We start from the raw sequence: 19,704 nt of genomic DNA, 5'->3' as shown, positions 1-19,704 counted from the left end.
CGAAAATTTCAAGGCTCTCGCCTAGTCGCCCTGCGCCTCGGCCCGCGACTTGCCCGACACAGCCAGCGCCAAAGTGGCCGCCATCAACCCATCAAGGTCACCGTCCAGCACGCCCTTGGTATCGGAGGTTTCAAAATTGGTCCGCAGGTCTTTGACCATCTGGTAGGGTTGCAGGACATAGGATCGGATCTGATTGCCCCACCCTGCATCACCCTTGTTCTCGTGCATTTCGTTCACGGCCGCGTTGCGACGATCAAGCTCCATCTGGTAGAGGCGCGATTTCAACGCCTTCATCGCGATATCACGGTTCTGGTGCTGGGACTTTTCCGAACTGGTCACGACGATGCCTGTGGGGGCGTGGGTGATGCGCACGGCAGAGTCGGTCGTGTTCACGTGCTGCCCACCTGCCCCGGATGAACGATAGGTGTCGATGCGGATATCGGCGGGGTTCACTTCGATCTCGATATTGTCGTCCACCACCGGGTAGACGCCGACGGAGGTGAATGAGGTGTGACGCTTGGCGGCACTGTCAAAGGGGCTGATGCGCACCAGACGATGCACGCCGCTTTCGGATTTCAGCCAGCCATAGGCGTTGGTGCCGCTGATCTTGTAGGTGGCGGACTTGATCCCCGCCTCTTCGCCCGCGCTTTCAGACTGCAATTCGACCTTGTAGCCCTTCTTTTCGGCCCACCGCACGTACATCCGGGCCAGCATCGAGGCCCAGTCACAGGACTCTGTGCCCCCCGCGCCCGAGTTGATTTCGAGGAACGTGTCGTTGCCGTCGGCCTCCCCATCCAGCAGGGCCTCCAGCTCTTTTTGGGCAGCGGTTGCGGCCAAGGCCTTCAAGGCGGCTTCGGCGTCCGAGACAACCTCGGCGTCCTCTTCCATTTCGCCCAATTCGATCAACTCGATATTGTCGGCCAGGTCCTGTTTGATCTGATCATGGGTGGTCATCGCATCGACCAGCATCTGCCGGTCGCGCATCAGTTTCTGGGCCGCTTCGGGGTCATCCCACAGGTTCGGGTCCTCGACGCGGGCATTGAATTCTTCCAGCCGGTGCGGGGCTGTTTCGACATCGAGCCGCTGCGCCAGCAAGGCCACCGATTTTTCGATGTCGTCCACAAGGTTCTGGATTTCGGCGCGCATGAGTGTTGGTCCCTTTTATCCCGCCACGAGATAGCCCATGGCCCCGGACGCCACAAGCGCCCAGAGGATCAATCACTGCGTCCGCGTCAGTACAATCCGCCCGAACTGAGCGTGCCAAAGGTCGCCTTGGGTCCCACAACCGCCTTCTTGCCCGTGGAGGTGGTGACCTGACGCCCGCCACCGCCCGCCTCTTCGAACAGTGGCAGGTCCGCGCCCATCGCAAAGCCACCATCGAACATGATGCCGAATGTGGGCTCTTCGCCGTCGCGGAAGTATTCGGCTACGACATTGTCGCCAAATGCGGAATCGCTCAGGCGCGCACCGGTGAAACGGTCGATATTGATGAAATAGCCACCCTCAGGCACTTCGAACTCGCCGCCGCCGAATTTCTTGATGGCTTCCTGCATGAAGGTCTGGAAGACCGGGCCGCACATGCCGCCCCCGGATGCGCCGCGCCCCATGGACCGGGGCTGATCATAGCCGATATAGCACCCGGCCACGATGTTGTTTGAAAAGCCGATGAACCACACGTCCTTGGCGTCGTTCGTCGTCCCGGTCTTGCCCGCGATGGGCACCGGCAGGTTCACGGTGCGCGCCGCCGTGCCGCGTTCCACAACGCCCTGCATCATCGATGTCAGCTGATAGGCGGTGATCGGGTCCATGATCTGCTGACGGTTGGATACGATACGCGGACCAAAGCCTGCATCAAGGCTCGCCAATTGCAGGCAATCCTCGCATTTGCGTTCGTCATGCCGATAAACGGTCCGCCCAAAGCGGTCCTGAACCCGGTCCACAAGGGTGGGCTGCACCCGCTCACCACCATTGGCAAACATCGCATAGGCCGACACCATCTGGTAAAGCGTCGTTTCCTCGGACCCCAGAGAATTGGCCAGGAACGGGCTCATCCGCTCATAAACCCCAAAGCGTTCGGCGTAATCCGCAACGACTTCCATCCCCACCTCTTCAGCGAGACGGATGGTCATAAGGTTCCGCGACCGTTCGATCCCGGTGCGCAGTGGCGTGGGGCCATAGAACTTGTTGGACGAGTTGCGGGGCCGCCAGAGCCCTTGGGGCGTGTTGATTTCGATCGGGGCATCCACAACGATTGTCGCGGGCGTGTAACCGCTGTCCAGCGCGGCGGCATAGACAAACGGCTTGAAGGACGAGCCCGGCTGCCGCTTGGCTTGCGTGGCGCGGTTGAACACAGAGTGCTGATAGCTAAAGCCCCCCTGCATCGCGATCACCCGGCCGGTATCAACATCCATCGCCACAAAGCCGCCCTGCACCGCAGGCACCTGACGCAAGGTCCAGCGGATAAATGCGCCGTCCTCATCCGCCGTCATGGCGCGCACGTGGACGATATCGCCCACCTCGAAATTGTCGACAAAGCTGCCCTTGATCCATTTGATATCTTCGCGCGGCACCACGGCGGCGGGTTCGGTATCCGTCCAGCCCTCAATGCCGAGGCGCATTTCCTGATCGCCGATCTCAAGCACAACGGCGGGGCGCCAGATACCGTTCAGATCGACATCACGCGCGACAGGCAGGTTGGCCAGCACGTCGGCCCAGTTCTCAAGCTGATCCGCCTCGATCTTGCGCCCTGTACCGCGCCAGACGCCTTGGCCGCGGTCATAACTCTCAAGCTGCGTGCGCATGGCTTGGGCAGCGATGGGCTGCATTTCGGCATCGATGGTCGCGCGCACCGTGTAGCCGCCAGTGAAAAACTCGCCCTCGCCAAAGTCTTCGCTGAGTTGGCGGCGGATTTCGTCCGTGAAATAGTCACGCGGTGGCAACTCGCTCTTGAAGCTTTCGAAATCGCCATTCTGGACCGAGCGCAGCGGCATCTGCACTTCGGACCCGTAGGCGGCCTCGTCAAGATAGCCGTTCTCCATCATTTCCTTGAGCACGAAGTTGCGCCGCGCCAGCAGACGGTCCTTGCGGCGCACCGGATGGAAGTCGGATGGGGCCTTGGGCAATGACGCAAGGAAGGCCGCCTCGTGTGGCTCCAACTCGCTCAGCGTTTTGTTGAAATAGGTCTGGCTGGCCGCCGCCACCCCATAGGAGTTCTGGCCCAGAAAAATCTCGTTCAGGTACAATTCAAGGATCTTTTCCTTGCTCATCGCCTCTTCGACACGGGCGGCAAGGATGATTTCCTTGATCTTGCGTTCGGCCTGCCGATCGCCCGACAGCAAAAAGTTCTTCATCACTTGCTGCGTGATGGTCGAGGCCCCGCGCACATCCCGGCCCCGGCTACGGACCGCATCATAGGCGGCCGAACCGATGCCGCGCAGATCATAGCCGTCATGGGTGTAGAAATTCTTGTCCTCGGCGCTGATGAACGCCTGTTTGATCAGCGGCGGGATCGTGTCGGCAGGTGCGAACAGGCGGCGTTCCTGCGCGAATTCGTCAATGATCTGCCCCTCGCCGGAATAGATGCGGCTGATCGTGGCGGGCTGGTATTGCGCCAGCGACTCGTGGCTGGGCAGATCGCGCCCATACATCCAGAAGATCGCACCGACCGACAGCGCAACCATCGCGATGCCCATCGTAACCGTAGTGAATATCCCGCCAAAGAAGGAAAGAATGAACCGAAACATGACCGCCCGCACCTGATTGCCAAAGGTTGCTTTGAGGCTCAGGTATACGCCACCTCGCGAGGCGGGTCAAAACACAACTCGGGCGCTATGTCGCTCACGTGATCGTCCTGCCTTTATTGGCGGATCAGCGGTTGCAGCGCCAGATCGTCGTCGCGCCATTGCAGGATGCCCGCTGCCAGCGCCTCGACCATCACCGCGCGCCAGACCGGGTCGCGCAGATTGGCCAAATCGCGTTCATCCGACAAAAAGCCCACCTCGACCAGAACCGACGGTATGTCGGCACTTTTGAGCACGGAAAATCCCGCCTCGCGCCGGGGCCGCTTGTTCATGGGTCCACCGGCTGTCGCCATTGCCTCGATCAGGGCGGCGGCAAACGTGTCGGTGCGCGGCATGGTTTCGGTGCGCGCCAGATCCATCAGGACCGTGGCCACCTCATCGTCCGTGCCGGACAGATCCACGCCTGCCAGAATGTCGGCCCGGTCATGTTGGGCCGCAAGTTGGGCCGAGGCCGCATCGCTGGCCTGATCCGACAGCGTATAGACGGTGGCACCCCGCGCGCGCCCCTGACTGAGCGCATCGGCATGGAGCGACAGGAACGCATCCGCGCCGACCTGATGGGCCAGCGCCACCCGGCCCGGCAGCGACACGAACACGTCTTGATCGCGCGTCATCACCACCTCGATATCGCCCGCACGGCGCAGCACATCGCGCAAGGCCAGCCCGATCCCCAGCATCAGGTCCTTTTCGGTGGTGGTATCACGCACGGCTCCCGGATCAACGCCCCCATGGCCCGGATCGATCACCAGCACAAAGCTGTCCTCGGCCACTTGCGGGGGGGCTGCGGCCTGTATGCCCCAATCGGGATCAATCGCGCGCGCGGTGGCGGCGGCAAAGGCTTCGGCATCCGCCTCTGTCATATCGATCCGCAAGGTCGCCCGTCCTGAACCCGTGTCCACCGGCATCTCGATCTCGTGTGGCACCATCGGAGTGGCAAGATCGGCCACCAGCCGCGACCAGCCCGGCTTGAACGTGCCAAAGCGGACGTTGTCCACCCGCTCGGTCCCGCCCAAAAGCGCATCCGCTTGCAGCCCCCGGAAATCAACCTCACGGAAATCCACGACAAGGCGCGCGGGCTCATCCAGCACAAAGACACGGAACGGCACGCCCTGGCTCAGCGACAGGGTCAGTGTCGTGGCACCAAACCACCCATCCTTGATGCCGCTTTGCGCCGCCTCCACGCGGGCCAGCCCCGACAGGTCCTGTGCCGTGGCCGCACACAACCCCGCCGCCCACATCAATATGCCAAAGAGGATCGCCCGCATCACCCTGCCCTTTTTTCGCGACCCTAGCCCAAGCGGGCGCGCTCGGGAATCCCCCTATCGCCGCGCGGCCATGAATTTGGTCAGACGCTCCAGCCCGTCGGCAATGTCGCGCGTGCTGCGCGCATAGGAAAAGCGCAAGCTGCGGTGCCCGCGCACCGGGTCGAAATCAAGGCCCGGTGTGACGGCCACCCCCGCCTGATCCAGAATTTCGGCGGCAAAGGCGCGCGCATCATCCGTAAAGGCCGACACGTCCGCATAGACATAAAACGCCCCATCGGGCGGTGCGATGTCGGTGAACCCTGCCTGCACAAGCCCGTCAAGCATCAGGGCGCGGTTGGCGCGGTAGACATCCATGTTCGCCTCCAACTCGGGGGTGGCATCCATGGCCGCAAGGGCGGCAACCTGACTGGCATGGGGGGCGCAGATGAACATGTTCTGGGCAATCCGTTCGACCACGCGCACGTGGTCCTCGGGCACGACCATCCAGCCTACCCGCCAGCCGGTCATGGAGAAATATTTGGAAAACGAGTTGATCACATAGACATCGTCGCTGATTTCAAGCGCGCTGACGGCTTTGGCTTCGTATTCGATGCCGTGGTAAATCTCGTCACTGATGAAGCTGGCACCGGTATCCTGCGTCGCCGCGATCAGGTCGGACATTGCGGCGTGATCGAGCATGGTGCCCGTGGGGTTTGCGGGCGAGGCAACCAGCAGCCCGGCCAGATCAAGACCCGCAAAATCGGCACCGACGGGCTGGAACCGGTTTTCGGGCGCGGTTGGCAGATCGACCGGGGTGAATCCCAAACCCTTGAGGATCTGGCGGTAGCTGGGATAGCCCGGCGCGCCGATCCCAACCCGGTCGCCACTGTCAAACAAGGCGTTGAACGCCAGAATAAAGCCACCCGAAGCCCCCGGCGTGATGATCACCCGGTCAGGATTGAGATCAACGTCATACCAGTCCCCATAAAGACGCGCGATCCGGGCGCGCAACTCAGGCAGCCCGAGGGCGACGGTATAGCCCAACGGGCCTGCCTCCATCGCCTGCCCAAGTGCGCGGATCGCCGCCTGCGGTGCACCTGTGCCGGGCTGGCCGACTTCCATGTGGATAATATGGCGTCCCTCCGCCTCGGCGGCGCGTGCGGCCTCCATCACGTCCATCACAATAAAAGGATCGACGTCGCTGCGTCTTGAGGTTCGCATGGGCTCTCCTATGATCGGTTCCATGACCTTTCATACTGCGACGCGCATGGCGTCAATCCTGATGCTGATCTTTGCGCTGGCACTGCCTGCACGGGCGGTGACGTTGTTGCGGGATGCGGACCTCGAATATGCGCTGGCGCAGGTGGCGACGCCTGTGCTCAAGGCGGCGGGCCTGAGTGCGTCGCGCACCAAGATTCTGGTGGTTGATGATGGCTCGCTCAACGCCTTCGTGGTGAGCAACGATGCGATCTATATCCATTCCGGGCTGATCGGGCGGATGACCAGTGCGGCGATGCTGCAAGCGGTGATCGCCCATGAGGCGGCACATATCGCCAACGGGCATATCACGCGGCGGCTGACGAACATCGGAAACGCACGCACCGTAGCCGGCCTTGGGACGGCACTGGCGATCATCGCGGCAGCCGCCGGAGCGGGCGAAGGCGCGACCGTGCTGGCGCTTGGATCACAGAGCGCCGCCCAACGCGCCTTTCTACGCCACACCCGCGCCGAAGAAAGTGCGGCAGATCAATCCGGTGCGCGCTATTTGCGCAGCGCGGGTGTACCCTTGTCGGGGATGCTTGAAGTGTTCCGCCTGTTTCGCGGGCAAGAGGCCCTGTCGCCGGGCCGTCAGGACCCCTATGTGCGCTCGCACCCGCTCAGCCGGGATCGGCTGCGCGCCATCCAGGGGTTTGCCGCCGCCTATGGCGAGGGCAGCGGTGACACCTCCACATCCGACTATTGGTTTGCGCGCGCCAAGGGCAAGTTGACCGCCTATCAGCGCAAGCCAAGCTGGACACTGAACAGATTGGGCGAGACCGGATATCGCGACGTGGCGCTGATACGCGAAGCGGTGGCACGGCACGGAAACTCGCAGACCAAACGCGCCCTGAGCGCCATCGACAAGGCCATTGCCCTGCGCCCGCAGGACCCGTTTCTCTATGATCTCAAAGGGCAGATCCTGATGGAGACCCGTCAGTTTGCCGCCGCCGCGAATACCACGGCCCGCGCCGTGCAATTGCGCCCGCGCGACGGGCTGTTGCAGGCAAGCTACGGGCGGGCCCTGCTGGCCAGCGGCAACACCACAGCGGCCCTTGGCGCGCTGGAACGTGCGCGCGAGATTGATTTTCGCGACGGGTCGATGTTGCGCGACCTGTCCGTCGCCTATGCCAAGACGGGTCAGCGCGGCATGGCGTCGTTGATCACCGCCGAACGCTATGCCCTGCGCGGCGGTCTGGAAGATGCAGGCATCCACGCAAAACGCGCCACCGGACTGCTGCCCGAAGGATCAGGCCCTTGGCAACGGGCGCATGATGTGCTCCTTGCGTCGGACCGCGCTGCCAAAAAGAAACGGAGATAACCCCCATGTTTCGCATATTTGCCCCTGCTGCCCTCATCGCGGCGCTCGCCCTGCCCGCTGCTGCCCTTGATTTGAGCAATATGAGCGATGAGGAACGCGCCAATTTCCGCGAAGAAATCCGCGCCTACCTGCTTGAGAACCCACAGATCATCATGGAGGCGGTCGCTGTTCTGGAAGAGCGGCAACAGGCCGAGCAGGCCCAAGCCGATCTGAACCTTGTGACGGACAATGCCGAGGCACTGTTCAATGACGGCTACAGCTTTGTGGGGGGCAATCCGGACGGCGATATCACGCTGGTCGAGTTCCTCGATTACCGCTGTGGATTTTGCAAACGCGCCCACACCGAGGTGGCCAAGATGCTGGAAACCGACGGAAATATCCGCCTGATCGTCAAGGAATTCCCGATCCTGGGCGAGCAATCCCTGCTGGCCTCGCGTTTTGCCGTGGCGACCAAGCAGGTTGCGGGTGATGCGGCCTATAAGGGGCTGAACGATGCGCTGATGACGATGACGGGCGATGTGACCCTGCGCACACTGCGCCGAATGGCGTCGACCTTTGGTCTGGATGCGGATGCGATCGAGGCGCGGATGGACAGTGACGAGGTGACCGAAGAGATCGCCCGGACCCGCGCGCTGGCCCAACGGTTGCAGATCACCGGCACGCCCACATTCGTGTTGCAGGACGAGCTGTTGCGGGGCTTTCTGCCCTATGACGAGATGATGGCGCTGGTGGATGAAAAGCGCGGCTGAGCGGGCGTGATTTGATTTCGCCGCGCTGACGCTGCGGCGACCGACCGGGGCGCTGCCCCGGACCCCGTCAAAACGGGGGGCCAGCCCCCCGGCCCCCCCGGAGTTTATCTGGCAAGATGAAGGGGGATCGTGGATTATTCCGCTGCGTGGGATTCTGCATTGGCAGCAGCATCGAGTTCTGCGGCCTTCTTTTCCACTTGTTCGACGATGTGATCGACCATGCTGGCATTGTCCTGTTTGTGGCTTTGTTTGCCCGCCAGATAGACCATGCCGTGCCCGGCCCCGCCGCCCGTGAAACCCACATCCGTCATCAGCGCCTCGCCGGGTCCGTTGACCACGCAGCCGATGATGCTGAGGCTCATCGGGGTTTTGATATGGGCCAGCCGTTCTTCGAGTTTTTCGACCGTCTTGATCACGTCAAAGCCTTGCCGCGCGCAGGACGGGCACGAGATGATGTTCACACCCCGGTGCCGCAGCCCGAGGGATTTGAGGATTTCATAACCGACCTTCACCTCTTCGACCGGATCGGCGGAGAGGGACACGCGGATCGTGTCACCGATCCCCATCCAGAGCAGTTGGCCAAGCCCGATGGCCGATTTGATCGTGCCCGAGGTCAGCCCCCCTGCCTCGGTGATCCCGAGGTGGATCGGCGCATCCGTCGCTTCGGCCAATTGCTGATAGGCGGCGGCGGCCATGAAGACGTCCGAGGCTTTGCAGCTGATCTTGAAGTCGTGAAAGTCGTTGTCTTGCAGGATCTTGATGTGATCCAGCCCGGATTCGACCATCGCATCGGGCGTCGGCTCACCGTATTTGTCGAGCAGGTGCTTTTCGAGGCTGCCTGCGTTTACCCCGATCCGGATGGAACAATTGTGATCGCGCGCCGCCCTGATGACCTCGCGCACGCGTTTTTCATCACCAATATTGCCGGGGTTGATCCGCAGGCAGGCCGCACCCGCCTCGGCGGCTTCGATCCCGCGTTTGTAGTGGAAATGGATGTCGGCCACCAAGGGCACCGGGCTTTCGCGCACGATCTCTTTCATCGCGATGGCGGAGTCCTGATCCGGCACCGAAACGCGCACGATATCGGCACCCGCCTCGGCAGCGGCCTGCACTTGCGCGATGGTCGCGCGCGCATCCGTGGTGAGCGTGTTGGTCATGGTCTGCACCGTGATCGGCGCGTCACCCCCGACAGGCACATTGCCCACCATGATCTGACGGCTTTTGCGCCGATAGATATTGCGCCACGGGCGGATGTGGTTCAGCGACATGTCAGCGACCTCTGAAAAGGGGGACAATTGTCAATCAGGATAGACAGTTGGCAGGATAGACAGTTGGGATCGGCCCGGCAATGGGGATGCTGCGCTTATTCGCCCGGTTCGGGGAGCGTTGCGGCCTGCGCCTCGGCATAGCGCACGAGGCCCTGATCAGTGTTCACATCGACCGGCAAATAGGTTTCCTGAAGGCCCGCGATTTCGAGCGGCAGGTTGGACGTGACCGAGCCGGTTTCGCCCACGGGGCCGTAGAACTTGTCGTTCATCGCAAAGTAGATGGCGCCACTTTCGCCAGTGCGCAAGGTCGGTGCCTCTTCGGTCAGGGGGGCCTCCCAGGTGTCGCCGGCCTGCATCGTGGCCTCGTAAATCACCGTGCCGTCCGCAGCGCGCACACGCACCCATGAGGGGCGCACAGCGACCATTGTCAGGGCGGGCGCGCTGTCTTCGACAACTTGCGGGATCGGGCCGCCGACGATGGTGTTCGCCTCGGCCAGCGCCGTCGCGATGCCCTCGGCAATGACGCGGTCGCCGCGAGGGGCGGCAAAGTTGCCCAGATCACGTGGGTCCAGCGTTGCAATCGGCCCGTCGCGGGCGACAAGCACGGGCACATCCAAAGCCTGAGGCCGATAGAGACGGTCAAGCGCGTCGGCGCGGGGTGTCTGGATGCTGGGGCCTGCCGCGATGTCGGTGCTTTCGGGGGTCAACGGGGTCGCCCCACTCAGCGGGTCCAGATCGGACAACACAACGGGGGTCTGATCGACCGGGGCCACCTGCACGCGCTGCACTTCCTGCAACACGGAATAGCCGCCAAAGCCGATGCCACCGATCAACGCCAGCAAGACCAGCGACGAGCCGATGGCACGGGGTTCGATACGCGACCAGATCGCTTCACCCGCGGGGGTGAAGGGGGTCGCGGGCGCGGCAAAGATATCCGCACTGCGGCCGCGGCCAAGCCGTTCCTCGCGGGTCGGTTTCTTGACGACAGAGGCTTCGGCCGACATGCCGTGGGCGACGGAAAATCCGCTTTCAAGGCAGAAGCCCGCAAAGGCGCGGTCAGGATCCATGTTGAGATAGCGCGCATAGGATCGCACGTAACCCGCGATAAAACCGGGGGTGTCAAAGGCGTCGGGATCGCAGGCTTCGATCGCGGCGATGTAGCTTGCCTTGATCCGCAATTCACGTTGAACATCAAGAAGGGATTTGCCGAGCGTCGCGCGCTCGCCACGCATGATGTCACCCAAACGCAACTCAAAGTCATCGAACCCTTTTTGTTCGATCCCTTCGGCTGTACTCGTGCTGACGGATTTACGCCCGATCATGCCCCATGCCCCCGTTCTCACGTGTTCACGAACCAGTCCCACTCGATTCGCTTCAGCGCTGTTGTTGATCAGACGCTAACATATCGCAACGCCAATTGCGAATTTTAGTGAGTTACCCTGCACTCTCGGCGCGATTTAGCGCACAATGAGACCACAAATTGTCCATGGCGTTGACCAGCGCGTCAATTTCGCGCGGACCGTGCACCGGCGACGGGGTAAACCGCAGCCGTTCGGTGCCACGCGGCACCGTAGGGAAGTTGATCGGCTGGACGTAAATGCCGTGATCTTCCAACAACATGTCGCTCAACGTCTTGGTGTGGACCGGATTGCCAACCATGACAGGCACGATGTGGCTGCCATGGTCGATAATGGGCAGGCCCATCCCCTTGAGCCGCAGTTTCAGCACCCTGGCTTGCGCCTGATGATCGGCGCGCAGATTTTCTGCCGTTTTCAGGAACGCAACCGAGGCTGCTGCTCCGGCGGCAACGGCCGGGGGCAGGGATGTGGTAAAGATGAAGCCCGGTGCGTAAGACCTTATGGCATCGCACATTTTGGCACTTGCGGTGATGTAGCCGCCCATCACGCCATAGGCTTTGGCCAATGTGCCGTTGATGATGTCGATGCGGTGCATCAGCCCGTCACGTTCGGCCACACCGGCCCCGCGCGGCCCATACATGCCAACCGCATGCACTTCGTCGATATAGGTCAGCGCACCAAATTCATCAGCCAGATCACAAATCTCGGCGATGGGACCAAAATCCCCATCCATGGAATAGATCGATTCAAATGCGATCAGTTTCGGCGTGTCCGGGTCATCGGCAGCCAGCAATTCGCGCAGGTGATCCACGTCGTTATGCCGGAACACGCGCTTGGCCCCGCCATTTCGGCGCACCCCTTCAATCATCGACGCATGGTTGAGCGCATCCGAATAAATAATGAGGCCAGGAAACAGCTTGGGTAACGTACTTAATGTGGCATCATTGGCGATATAGGCACTGGTGAACAGCAGCGCCGCCTCTTTGGCATGCAAATCCGCCAATTCGGCCTCCAGCCGTTTGTGATAGACCGTGGTGCCCGAAATGTTGCGCGTGCCGCCCGATCCGGCTCCTGTGGCGTCGATGGCCTCGTGCATGGCCTGCAACACAACCGGATTCTGACCCATCCCGAGGTAGTCGTTCCCGCACCACACGGTGATCGGCTTTTGTGTTCCGTCTTCACGGGTCCACATCGCATGGGGGAACTGCCCCTTCTGGCGTTCAATATCGATAAAGGTGCGGTAGCGCCCTTCGTCATGCAGGCATTGCAGGGCTGTGTCCAATTTGGCGGTATAATCCACACGCGGCTCCATCTTGGTCTTTGGCCGGGGCCTTGCAGCACACCTGACGCGATTTCTTAGAACGAATATAGACTGCACTTCGCACCTTCAATGCTAATCAAAAAGGCGTCATGTCGCAGGTCCGGTATTCCTCACCCGTCTGACAGGGCCATATCCGCGTGACATTGATGCAGATCAATCCCGCCTCTGGACACCCCGCGCGCACCGCGTACTCTCCCCCCAAACCACTCATTTGCCCGGAGCCCTCCCCATGACCCTTGACGCCGTCCTCGCCCGCATTGACGCCAATCTGCCCGACGCCACCGCGCGGCTGCTCGATCTGCTGCGCATTCCGTCGATTTCGACCGATCCGGCCTTTGCGCAACATTGTCAGACAGCGGCGGACTGGCTGGTGAAGGATCTGAAAACACTGGGGATTGACGCAGAAAAACGCGACACCCCCGGTCACCCCATGGTCATCGGCCATGTGCCGGGTGATGGCCCGCACCTGTTGTTCTACGGGCATTATGATGTCCAACCGGTTGACCCGCTTGAGCTGTGGGACAACGACCCGTTCGACCCCGAAATTCAGGACACTCCCAAGGGGCGCGTGATCCGGGGGCGCGGGTCGTCGGATGACAAGGGGCAGTTGATGACCTTTGTCGAGGCATGCCGCGCATGGAAGGCTGAACATGGCGCCCTGCCCTGCGCCATCACGTTCTTTTTCGAGGGCGAAGAGGAATCGGGCTCGCCCTCGCTTGTCCCGTTCATGCAGGAAAACGCAGAGGAGCTGAAATCCGACCTTGCCCTGATCTGCGACACCGGCATGTTCGAATCGCGGGTGCCTTCCATCGTGACAATGCTGCGCGGGCTTTTGGGCGAAGAGATCACGATCACCGCCGCCAACAAGGATCTGCATTCCGGCATGTTTGGCGGCGTGGCGATGAACCCGATCCGGGTGTTGACCAAAATCCTCGCCTCCCTGCATGACGATCAGGGGCGCATCACTGTGCCGGGGTTCTATGACGGGGTACCCGAACTGCCCGATGATATCCGCAGCCAGTGGCAGGGCCTCGCCTTTGATCATGCCACCTTCCTTGGCGATGTGGGTCTGTCCGAACCCGCAGGCGAACGGGACCGCACCCCGATCGAGATGATCTGGTCGCGCCCCACTGCGGATGTGAACGGCATCTGGGGCGGCTATACGGGCGACGGGTTCAAGACCGTGCTGCCCTCTCAGGCCCATGCCAAGGTCAGCTTTCGCCTTGTCGGGAATCAGGACCCAAACAAGATCCGCGAGAGTTTCCGCCAGATGGTGCAAGACGCCCTGCCCGCCGATTGCGAGGTCACGTTCAAAGGGCACGGCGCGGGCCACGCCTCGGTCACCGAAACCACGGACCCCGCCTTCGAGGCGGCGCGCGCAGCACTCAGCGCCGAATGGGGTATCCCGGCGGCCTATGTGGGCTGCGGCGGGTCGATCCCGATTGCAGGGCATTTTCAAAACATTCTGGGCACGACACCCATGCTCGTCGGCTTTGGCAAGGATGACGATCAAATCCACTCGCCCAACGAAAAATACGACGTCGAAAGCTTTCACAAGGGCATCCGAAGCTGGGCCCGTATCCTTGACGCGCTCAGCTGAGTGATGCCGGTCTTCACCGCCCCCGGCGACATTCAGATCGCCTATGACACGGCAGGCAGTGGCCCCCCTGTCTTGCTGCTGCACGGCTTTCCGCAAACCCGCGCGATGTGGCACGCCATTGCACCCGTGCTGGCGCAAGAGTTCACCGTCGTGACAGCTGACCTGCGCGGTTATGGGGCCAGCACGAAACCCGCGCAGATGCGCGACATGAGCTTTCGCGCCATGGCCAGCGATCAACGCGCGCTGATGGCGCATCTGGGGCATAACAGCTTTCACCTGGTCGGCCACGACCGGGGCGCGCGCACGGCCCACCGACTGGCGCTGGATGCGCCCGAGGCGGTGCGCTCGCTCACCCTGATGGACATTGTACCCACACACCTGCTGCTTGACGATCTGAGCCAACAGGTCGCGCGGGCCTATTACCACTGGTTCTTTCTGGCCCAGCCCAGCCCCTTTCCCGAAACCCTGATCGGGCATGACCCGGACGCCTATTTCCAAAGCTGCCTTGCCGGTTGGGGCGGTGATATCGGCCAGTTCGATGCGCAAGCGCGAGAGGCCTACCGCACAGCATGGCGCGACCCGGACTGCATCCGGGCGATGTGCCATGATTACCGCGCAGCTATCGATGTGGATTTCGCGCTTGATGCCAATGACTTGGGGCGCACTGTTGATGTGCCGTCACTGGTGCTGTTCGGCGCGGATGGGATCATGGGCCGTGCCTATGACGTGGGCGCAACCTGGGCGGACCGGCTGTCGGACATGCAAAGCCATGGGCTTCCGGGTGGCCATTTCTTTCCCGACACACATCCGCGCGAAACAACTCACACGCTGCTCACGTTTCTAAAGCAACAAGCCTGAGGCCTGCCCCTAGATCACCCCGGAAAACCGCTCGGGCAATTCATATTGGGTGCCATAATCGGGCCGGTCGAAATGGTAGTACCCCGTCGTGCCGCGCGGTTTGAAACTGCGGCGCATGCGGCGGCGCAGCGGGCTCATGTCAAAACCATCCACCATGCGCAAATCGGCAAACGCCTCGAACACAGCGCGGTCCTCGCCCCGGGTTTCGGCAAACCAGTGGCGGCCGATGGCGGCCTCCTTGACGGTGGCCTGCACCTCTTGGGTCACCTTGTTGCGGTGGTCCATCACACCGACATAGGCCCCGAAATCACAGAACTTGAGGTGCATGAGATAGAGGTCATCGGGCGCAAAAATCTTGTCAAACTGGGTGAAATGGCCACCACGGGCGACCTTGACGGGGGCCGAAATGATGCAGGGCTTGGAATAGTGCGGCGCGGGGCGCACATGGCGGCGCGGGCCAAGGATGTGGTCCTCGATCGGGTCAGGCTCAAGATCGATCCGGTGGATGACCTCAAAACCCAGAGGGGTCAGCACCCGCCCCTCCGGCGCATCCTCCAGATACTCCAGCAGCGTGCCTCCCGCTTCGGGGTCACGGATCACCAGCTCGTCCACATCGCCCACAATCACATGGCGATAATAACGGCGCAAACCGCCCATGATGTTGTTGAGCAGGCCCCACCGTTTGACATCGAAATTCTTGTGCGGATCACCGGGAATGCCGATGATGTTGCACCCCTCGGCCAGAGCGGCCACCTCGGCCCCGCGGCCATGATTGACGATATAGCAATTCTCGCGCCCGAACATCTCGCCGTAATGGCGCAGCCACGCCTTCAGAAAAAACGCGTCATCGCGCACCATGGTGACGGCGGCCACTGTCTGCATAACGAAAAAACCTGTTTCTTGTCCTCTGGCGCAAAGGTTACCCTCTCCCGACTGCAAAGAGAATCGAAAAGGGCAGAATATGTCACTTGATCAACCGGGTGCCGCGATGAGCCAGAGAGGCTGGCTCATGCATCGACATACCGAGACCGAGTGCGACATGTTCCAGGTGCTGGGCGAACGGGGCTGTGGCACCAATGTGGTGCGCAAAACCATCACGAAATCCGTCAGGCTACACCGCACCGAAGCACTTGGCTGGAAGCATGGGTTTCCGGCCATGGTGGCGATTCCACGCTCCATGATCGTCGTCTGCGCCTTCAGAAACGCGTTCGATTGGGCCGCCTCCCTTTATAAACGTCCATGGCATGCCGATGACGCCATGCAATCCCTGTCCTTCTCCGAATTCCTGCGCGCACCGTGGGACGGGGTTGTTGATCGCACAACAGATTTCGAGATGATCCACCCGGAATTGCAAGTCGACGCACATATGCTGCAATTTGACCGCCACCCGATCCACGGCACCCGGTTTTCGAACATATTCGAGATGAGAACGCTCAAGGCCCGCAGCCTTTTGGGGATGTTGCAGCGCGAATCCAATGTTGTGCTGGTCCGGTTCGAGGCGTTTCGCGACCAGCCCGAGGCGTTTGTGAATGATCTGGGCACAGTCTTTGATCTGGCACCCACCGAACGCGGCTATCGCCCCATCACCCGCAATATGGGCAATCGGTTTCGGCCCACAGTCAAAGGTCGTGAAAAGCCACCCGAGGTCTGGTCGGATGAGGACAGAGCCTGGGCAATGTCGCAGCTGGATCCAGACCTTGAGGCGGCTCTTGGATACCACTACGCCGATTGAGGGGCTGTGGATCGTTTGAAATCTGAGGGAAAATGGCGCGGTTGACGGGGCTCGAACCCGCGACCCCCGGCGTGACAGGCCGGTACTCTAACCAACTGAGCTACAACCGCGCATCTGTTGTCAGTTTCACGCCATGACGGGCGGTCCAGATCAAAGCCCTGACAGGCTTGACAGCAGTGGCGCGGTTGACGGGGCTCGAACCCGCGACCCCCGGCGTGACAGGCCGGTACTCTAACCAACTGAGCTACAACCGCCCGCTGCGTTTTGCGGTCATATGTGCCACGCCCTGCCCCGTCAAGCGGGGTTTTGAGGTTATTGCGCCAAATTGTGCAATCGACAAAGCAGCCACACCCGCGCCGTAGCAAGACGACAGCGCGAAGACGCTTCAGTTGGCCGGTGCCGGGATAAATTCATCCTCGTCGCCGGGCGGCAATCGGAAGCGGCCATGGGCCCAATCGCCTGCGCGCCACGCCTCTTTGGCCGCCTCGATCCGTTCCTTGGAAGAGGCCACGAAATTCCACCAGATATGGCGGGACCCTTCCAGTGTTGCGCCGCCCAGCATCATCAGGCGCGCGCCCTGTGCGCCCGCCTTCAGGCTGAGCGTATCACCGGGGCGGAACACCATCATCTTGCCCGCCCCGAACACCTCGCCGCCCACCGAAACTTCGCCCTGTACGACATAGACCCCCCGATCCTCGTGGTTGTCGGGCAGCGGAATGCTGGCCCCCGCCTCAAGGATCGCATCGGCATAGAACATCTCGGACGCTGTCTTGACCGGTGCCCGCTCGCCCCACGCATCCCCGAGGATCAGGCGGACCTCTTTGCCCTCGCCTTGCAGAAACGGCAGCGTGTCCTTGGGCGCATGTTCGAAATCGGCCGGGTCGTCCTCGGCATCCTTGGGCAAGGCGACCCATGTCTGGATGCCGAACAGATCATGCGGGCGGTCCCGAATTTCACCATCTGTACGTTCGGAATGGGTGATGCCGTGGCCCGCCACCATCCAGTTGACCGCCCCCGGCTCGATCCACTGATCGGTGCCCAGACTGTCGCGGTGATGGATTTTGCCCTTGTAAAGATACGTCACCGTCGCCAGCCCGATATGGGGGTGCGGGCGCACATCGATACCCTTGCTCGTCACGAATTCCGCCGGCCCCATCTGGTCAAAAAAGATAAACGGTCCGACCATCTGGCGCTTGGGCGCAGGCAAGGCGCGGCGCACCTCGAACCCGCCCAGATCGCGGGCACGGGGCACGATCACCGTCTCAATCGCATTCACTGCGTCGCCTTTGGGGCAATCAGGATCAAGGGTAGGATTCCAGCTCATTTCGGGCACTCCATCTGTGGGAAGGTGCCGAAAGCATACCGCACGCGCGAGAGCACACAATCCGCGAATAATGGTGGGGGCGGGTGCAACGGTGCACAGGTTATGGGATGAGGATCGTCAGAGAATAGTGATCGGCCTGAGCGTTAGGGCGGCATTGGTCACGTTCGAGATAGGGAGGTCGTGCCGGGGGCTCTCATGTCCAAAATGATTGATGCTGCAAGACGCACGAAGGTCTGCTCTTGCTTGCAGTCTTTCGATCAATCGTTGAGGAACAGGGCCGAGTCGCAAATTAGAAATTACTATACTCGTCCATCAATGCTTGCAGTTCTTCCAGGTTATCTGGGCTTTGCTGATAGCTGTATTTTGTCGGCACGATTGCCCACTGCATTTTCTCATCAGTCATTAATTCAACGAATGGCTCGAAAGATGCGGCACCGTTCAAAATTGATGTACGTAGATTAATGCGTTGATCTGAACCTCTAATCTGAGAATAGATGAAGTTCCCGCATGACTTGCAGAAGTAGTGATCCCTGCCGCTAGCGCCAAGGCCACCTTTGAAAAGCTCGCCGGTGCAAGAAAAACTGTCATTTGGAAACATGGTTGTGAGTGAAAACGCACTGGCCGTAAACTTTTGACAATCAAGGCAATGGCAAGCCAAGGTCAGAAGTGGCGAGGCGGTAATACGAACCTGCACGGATCCGCAAAGACAGGAGCCTTCAAATGGCGGTTTGGGAAGTGCCACTAACAATCACCTGTGGTTCTAACGCTTTTTGATGTTAGCAGACATTCATTGCGAGATTCCAGACGGCAGCTTCGCCCGCGAACCGGACGTCCGTCTATCGGGCCATCACCACCCCCGAACAAGCCAATACTGCCGCGAGGTGTTGGGTCGTGAGAGGCTCGAACTCCCGACCCAGAGTGACCGCAAAGCGGGCACGCGGCGGTCGGGCGCACACTGGAACGCAACACCAGAGCTTAACGAAACGGTGGCAGGTGGTGGGTCGTGAGAGGCTCGAACTCCCGACCCAGAGTGACCGCAAAGCGGGCGCGCGGCGGTCGGGCGCGCACTGGAACGCAACACCAGAGCTTAACGAAACGGTGGCAGGATGGTGGGTCGTGAGAGGCTCGAACTCCCGACATCTTCGGTGTAAACGAAGCGCTCTACCAACTGAGCTAACGACCCGATGCTGCACCCTCTAGCGCAACCCGCCCCGCAACTGCAAGCGATCAACCGTGCTTTTTTCGACGAAGGTCAGACTTTGGTGGCGCGGGCCGCATGCAGGGTCCGCGCTCAGGTATCTGCCAGCTTGTTCTGAACACCGCCGGACAGGTGATAGACGACCCCCTGTCCGCCCGGCAGATCGGCAAATGCGCCAGCATCCAAGCCCAATGCGTGACAGCGCAGCATGCGCGACGTAATGCCGTGCGTGACGATCACGCTTGGGCCGGTGCATTGCGCCAGAAACGCACCGGTGCGGGCGTAAAGTGCCTCAAGCCCCTCGCCGCCGGGCGCATGGTCGTACCATCCCAGATCGCTGCCACCTTCAAACAGGTGGGGCATCTGCGCGGCAATCTCAGTGCGCAGACAGCCTGTCCATGCTCCCATGGTGATCTCCGAAAGGCGCGGATCCGTGATGATCTCCGCAGCGCGCGCGCCATAGGCAATCCGCGCGGTCGAGACGGCACGCCCCTGCGGGCTTGCATAAAGCATCCACCCCTCGATCCCAAAGCGCGCCAGGATATTGGCCTGCGCACCGGCTTGCGCGCGACCTTGCGCGGTCAGCGGGCTGTCACGCGTGCCTTGCATACGCCCCGCACGGTTCCATTCGGTTTCGCCGTGGCGCAGGATCAACAGGTCAGGATGGGTCATGG

At 61.4% G+C, this 19,704-nt stretch carries 16 protein-coding genes and 3 tRNA genes; 5 read left to right on the top strand and 14 right to left on the bottom strand.

Features of this window, described 5'->3' with window-relative positions; all coding sequences use genetic code 11:
* Window positions 1-21: 21 nt before the first annotated feature.
* The 4 genes from prfB to Q0859_RS08815 form a co-directional block, all read right to left on the bottom strand.
* Complete coding sequence (prfB, locus tag Q0859_RS08830; RefSeq protein WP_299149893.1) at window positions 22-1,146, bottom strand: peptide chain release factor 2; 1,125 nt, start codon at window positions 1,144-1,146, stop codon at window positions 22-24.
* A gap of 86 nt (window positions 1,147-1,232) precedes the next feature.
* Window positions 1,233-3,743: a PBP1A family penicillin-binding protein gene (locus Q0859_RS08825; RefSeq protein WP_299149891.1), complete on the bottom strand. Its 2,511-nt coding sequence runs from the start codon at window positions 3,741-3,743 to the stop codon at window positions 1,233-1,235.
* Window positions 3,744-3,856: 113 nt separating this feature from the next.
* On the bottom strand, window positions 3,857-5,065 hold the full coding sequence (locus Q0859_RS08820; protein WP_299149890.1) for an N-acetylmuramoyl-L-alanine amidase: 1,209 nt from the start codon (window positions 5,063-5,065) through the stop codon (window positions 3,857-3,859).
* A 54-nt stretch (window positions 5,066-5,119) separates the two neighbouring features.
* Complete coding sequence (locus tag Q0859_RS08815; protein ID WP_299149888.1) at window positions 5,120-6,265, bottom strand: aminotransferase class I/II-fold pyridoxal phosphate-dependent enzyme; 1,146 nt, start codon at window positions 6,263-6,265, stop codon at window positions 5,120-5,122.
* A gap of 22 nt (window positions 6,266-6,287) precedes the next feature.
* Here Q0859_RS08815 and Q0859_RS08810 point away from each other — a divergent pair, with 22 nt between their 5' ends.
* A complete protein-coding gene (locus tag Q0859_RS08810) occupies window positions 6,288-7,622 on the top strand; it encodes a M48 family metalloprotease (protein ID WP_299149886.1) in 1,335 nt (444 codons plus the stop codon).
* 5 nt (window positions 7,623-7,627) lie between these two features.
* Window positions 7,628-8,371, top strand: a complete 744-nt coding sequence (locus Q0859_RS08805) for a DsbA family protein (protein ID WP_299149884.1) — start codon at window positions 7,628-7,630, stop codon at window positions 8,369-8,371.
* A gap of 134 nt (window positions 8,372-8,505) precedes the next feature.
* On the opposite strand, the gene ispG is transcribed toward Q0859_RS08805, so the two are convergent.
* From ispG to hemA, 3 genes are all read right to left on the bottom strand, one after another.
* Window positions 8,506-9,639: a flavodoxin-dependent (E)-4-hydroxy-3-methylbut-2-enyl-diphosphate synthase gene (gene ispG / locus Q0859_RS08800; protein WP_299149881.1), complete on the bottom strand. Its 1,134-nt coding sequence runs from the start codon at window positions 9,637-9,639 to the stop codon at window positions 8,506-8,508.
* A 95-nt stretch (window positions 9,640-9,734) separates the two neighbouring features.
* Entirely contained in the window at window positions 9,735-10,961 is a 1,227-nt protein-coding gene (locus tag Q0859_RS08795; RefSeq protein ID WP_299149879.1) for a helix-turn-helix domain-containing protein, read from the bottom strand.
* Window positions 10,962-11,073: 112 nt separating this feature from the next.
* Window positions 11,074-12,297 carry a 5-aminolevulinate synthase gene (gene hemA, locus Q0859_RS08790; protein ID WP_299149877.1) on the bottom strand — a complete coding sequence of 408 codons (1,224 nt, stop codon included), beginning with the start codon at window positions 12,295-12,297 and terminating at the stop codon, window positions 11,074-11,076.
* A 250-nt stretch (window positions 12,298-12,547) separates the two neighbouring features.
* On the opposite strand from hemA, the gene Q0859_RS08785 reads away from it, so the two are divergent.
* Window positions 12,548-13,918: a M20/M25/M40 family metallo-hydrolase gene (locus tag Q0859_RS08785; RefSeq protein ID WP_299149874.1), complete on the top strand. Its 1,371-nt coding sequence runs from the start codon at window positions 12,548-12,550 to the stop codon at window positions 13,916-13,918.
* Between the two features lie 3 nt (window positions 13,919-13,921).
* Entirely contained in the window at window positions 13,922-14,776 is an 855-nt protein-coding gene (locus tag Q0859_RS08780; RefSeq protein ID WP_299149871.1) for an alpha/beta hydrolase, read from the top strand.
* Between the two features lie 9 nt (window positions 14,777-14,785).
* Here the strand turns inward: Q0859_RS08780 and Q0859_RS08775 are convergent, their stop codons facing one another.
* The gene (locus Q0859_RS08775) at window positions 14,786-15,658 is read right to left on the bottom strand and encodes a glycosyltransferase family 2 protein (protein WP_299149869.1); all 873 of its coding nucleotides are present in this window, start codon (window positions 15,656-15,658) and stop codon (window positions 14,786-14,788) included.
* A 79-nt stretch (window positions 15,659-15,737) separates the two neighbouring features.
* Here Q0859_RS08775 and Q0859_RS08770 point away from each other — a divergent pair, with 79 nt between their 5' ends.
* A complete protein-coding gene (locus Q0859_RS08770) occupies window positions 15,738-16,508 on the top strand; it encodes a hypothetical protein (protein WP_299149865.1) in 771 nt (256 codons plus the stop codon).
* A gap of 33 nt (window positions 16,509-16,541) precedes the next feature.
* Here the strand turns inward: Q0859_RS08770 and Q0859_RS08765 are convergent.
* The 6 genes from Q0859_RS08765 to Q0859_RS08740 all read right to left on the bottom strand — a co-directional run bounded on the left by Q0859_RS08765 (window position 16,542) and on the right by Q0859_RS08740 (window position 19,702).
* Window positions 16,542-16,618, bottom strand: a tRNA-Asp gene (locus Q0859_RS08765).
* 67 nt (window positions 16,619-16,685) lie between these two features.
* Window positions 16,686-16,762 (bottom strand) — tRNA-Asp (locus tag Q0859_RS08760).
* A gap of 131 nt (window positions 16,763-16,893) precedes the next feature.
* Window positions 16,894-17,832 (bottom strand): pirin family protein, encoded by a 939-nt coding sequence (locus Q0859_RS08755; RefSeq protein ID WP_299149860.1) that lies wholly within the window; start codon window positions 17,830-17,832, stop codon window positions 16,894-16,896.
* A 289-nt stretch (window positions 17,833-18,121) separates the two neighbouring features.
* A complete protein-coding gene (locus Q0859_RS08750; RefSeq protein ID WP_299149857.1) occupies window positions 18,122-18,574 on the bottom strand; it encodes a GFA family protein in 453 nt (150 codons plus the stop codon).
* A gap of 365 nt (window positions 18,575-18,939) precedes the next feature.
* Window positions 18,940-19,015: transfer RNA gene (locus Q0859_RS08745), tRNA-Val, on the bottom strand.
* A 108-nt stretch (window positions 19,016-19,123) separates the two neighbouring features.
* Window positions 19,124-19,702, bottom strand: a complete 579-nt coding sequence (locus Q0859_RS08740; protein ID WP_299149854.1) for a histidine phosphatase family protein — start codon at window positions 19,700-19,702, stop codon at window positions 19,124-19,126.
* Between the last annotated feature and the right edge of the window lie 2 nt (window positions 19,703-19,704).

It is taken from the genome of uncultured Tateyamaria sp. (assembly GCF_947497045.1).
Taxonomy (GTDB): domain Bacteria; phylum Pseudomonadota; class Alphaproteobacteria; order Rhodobacterales; family Rhodobacteraceae; genus Tateyamaria.
This window is presented reverse-complemented; position numbering and strand designations above follow the sequence as displayed.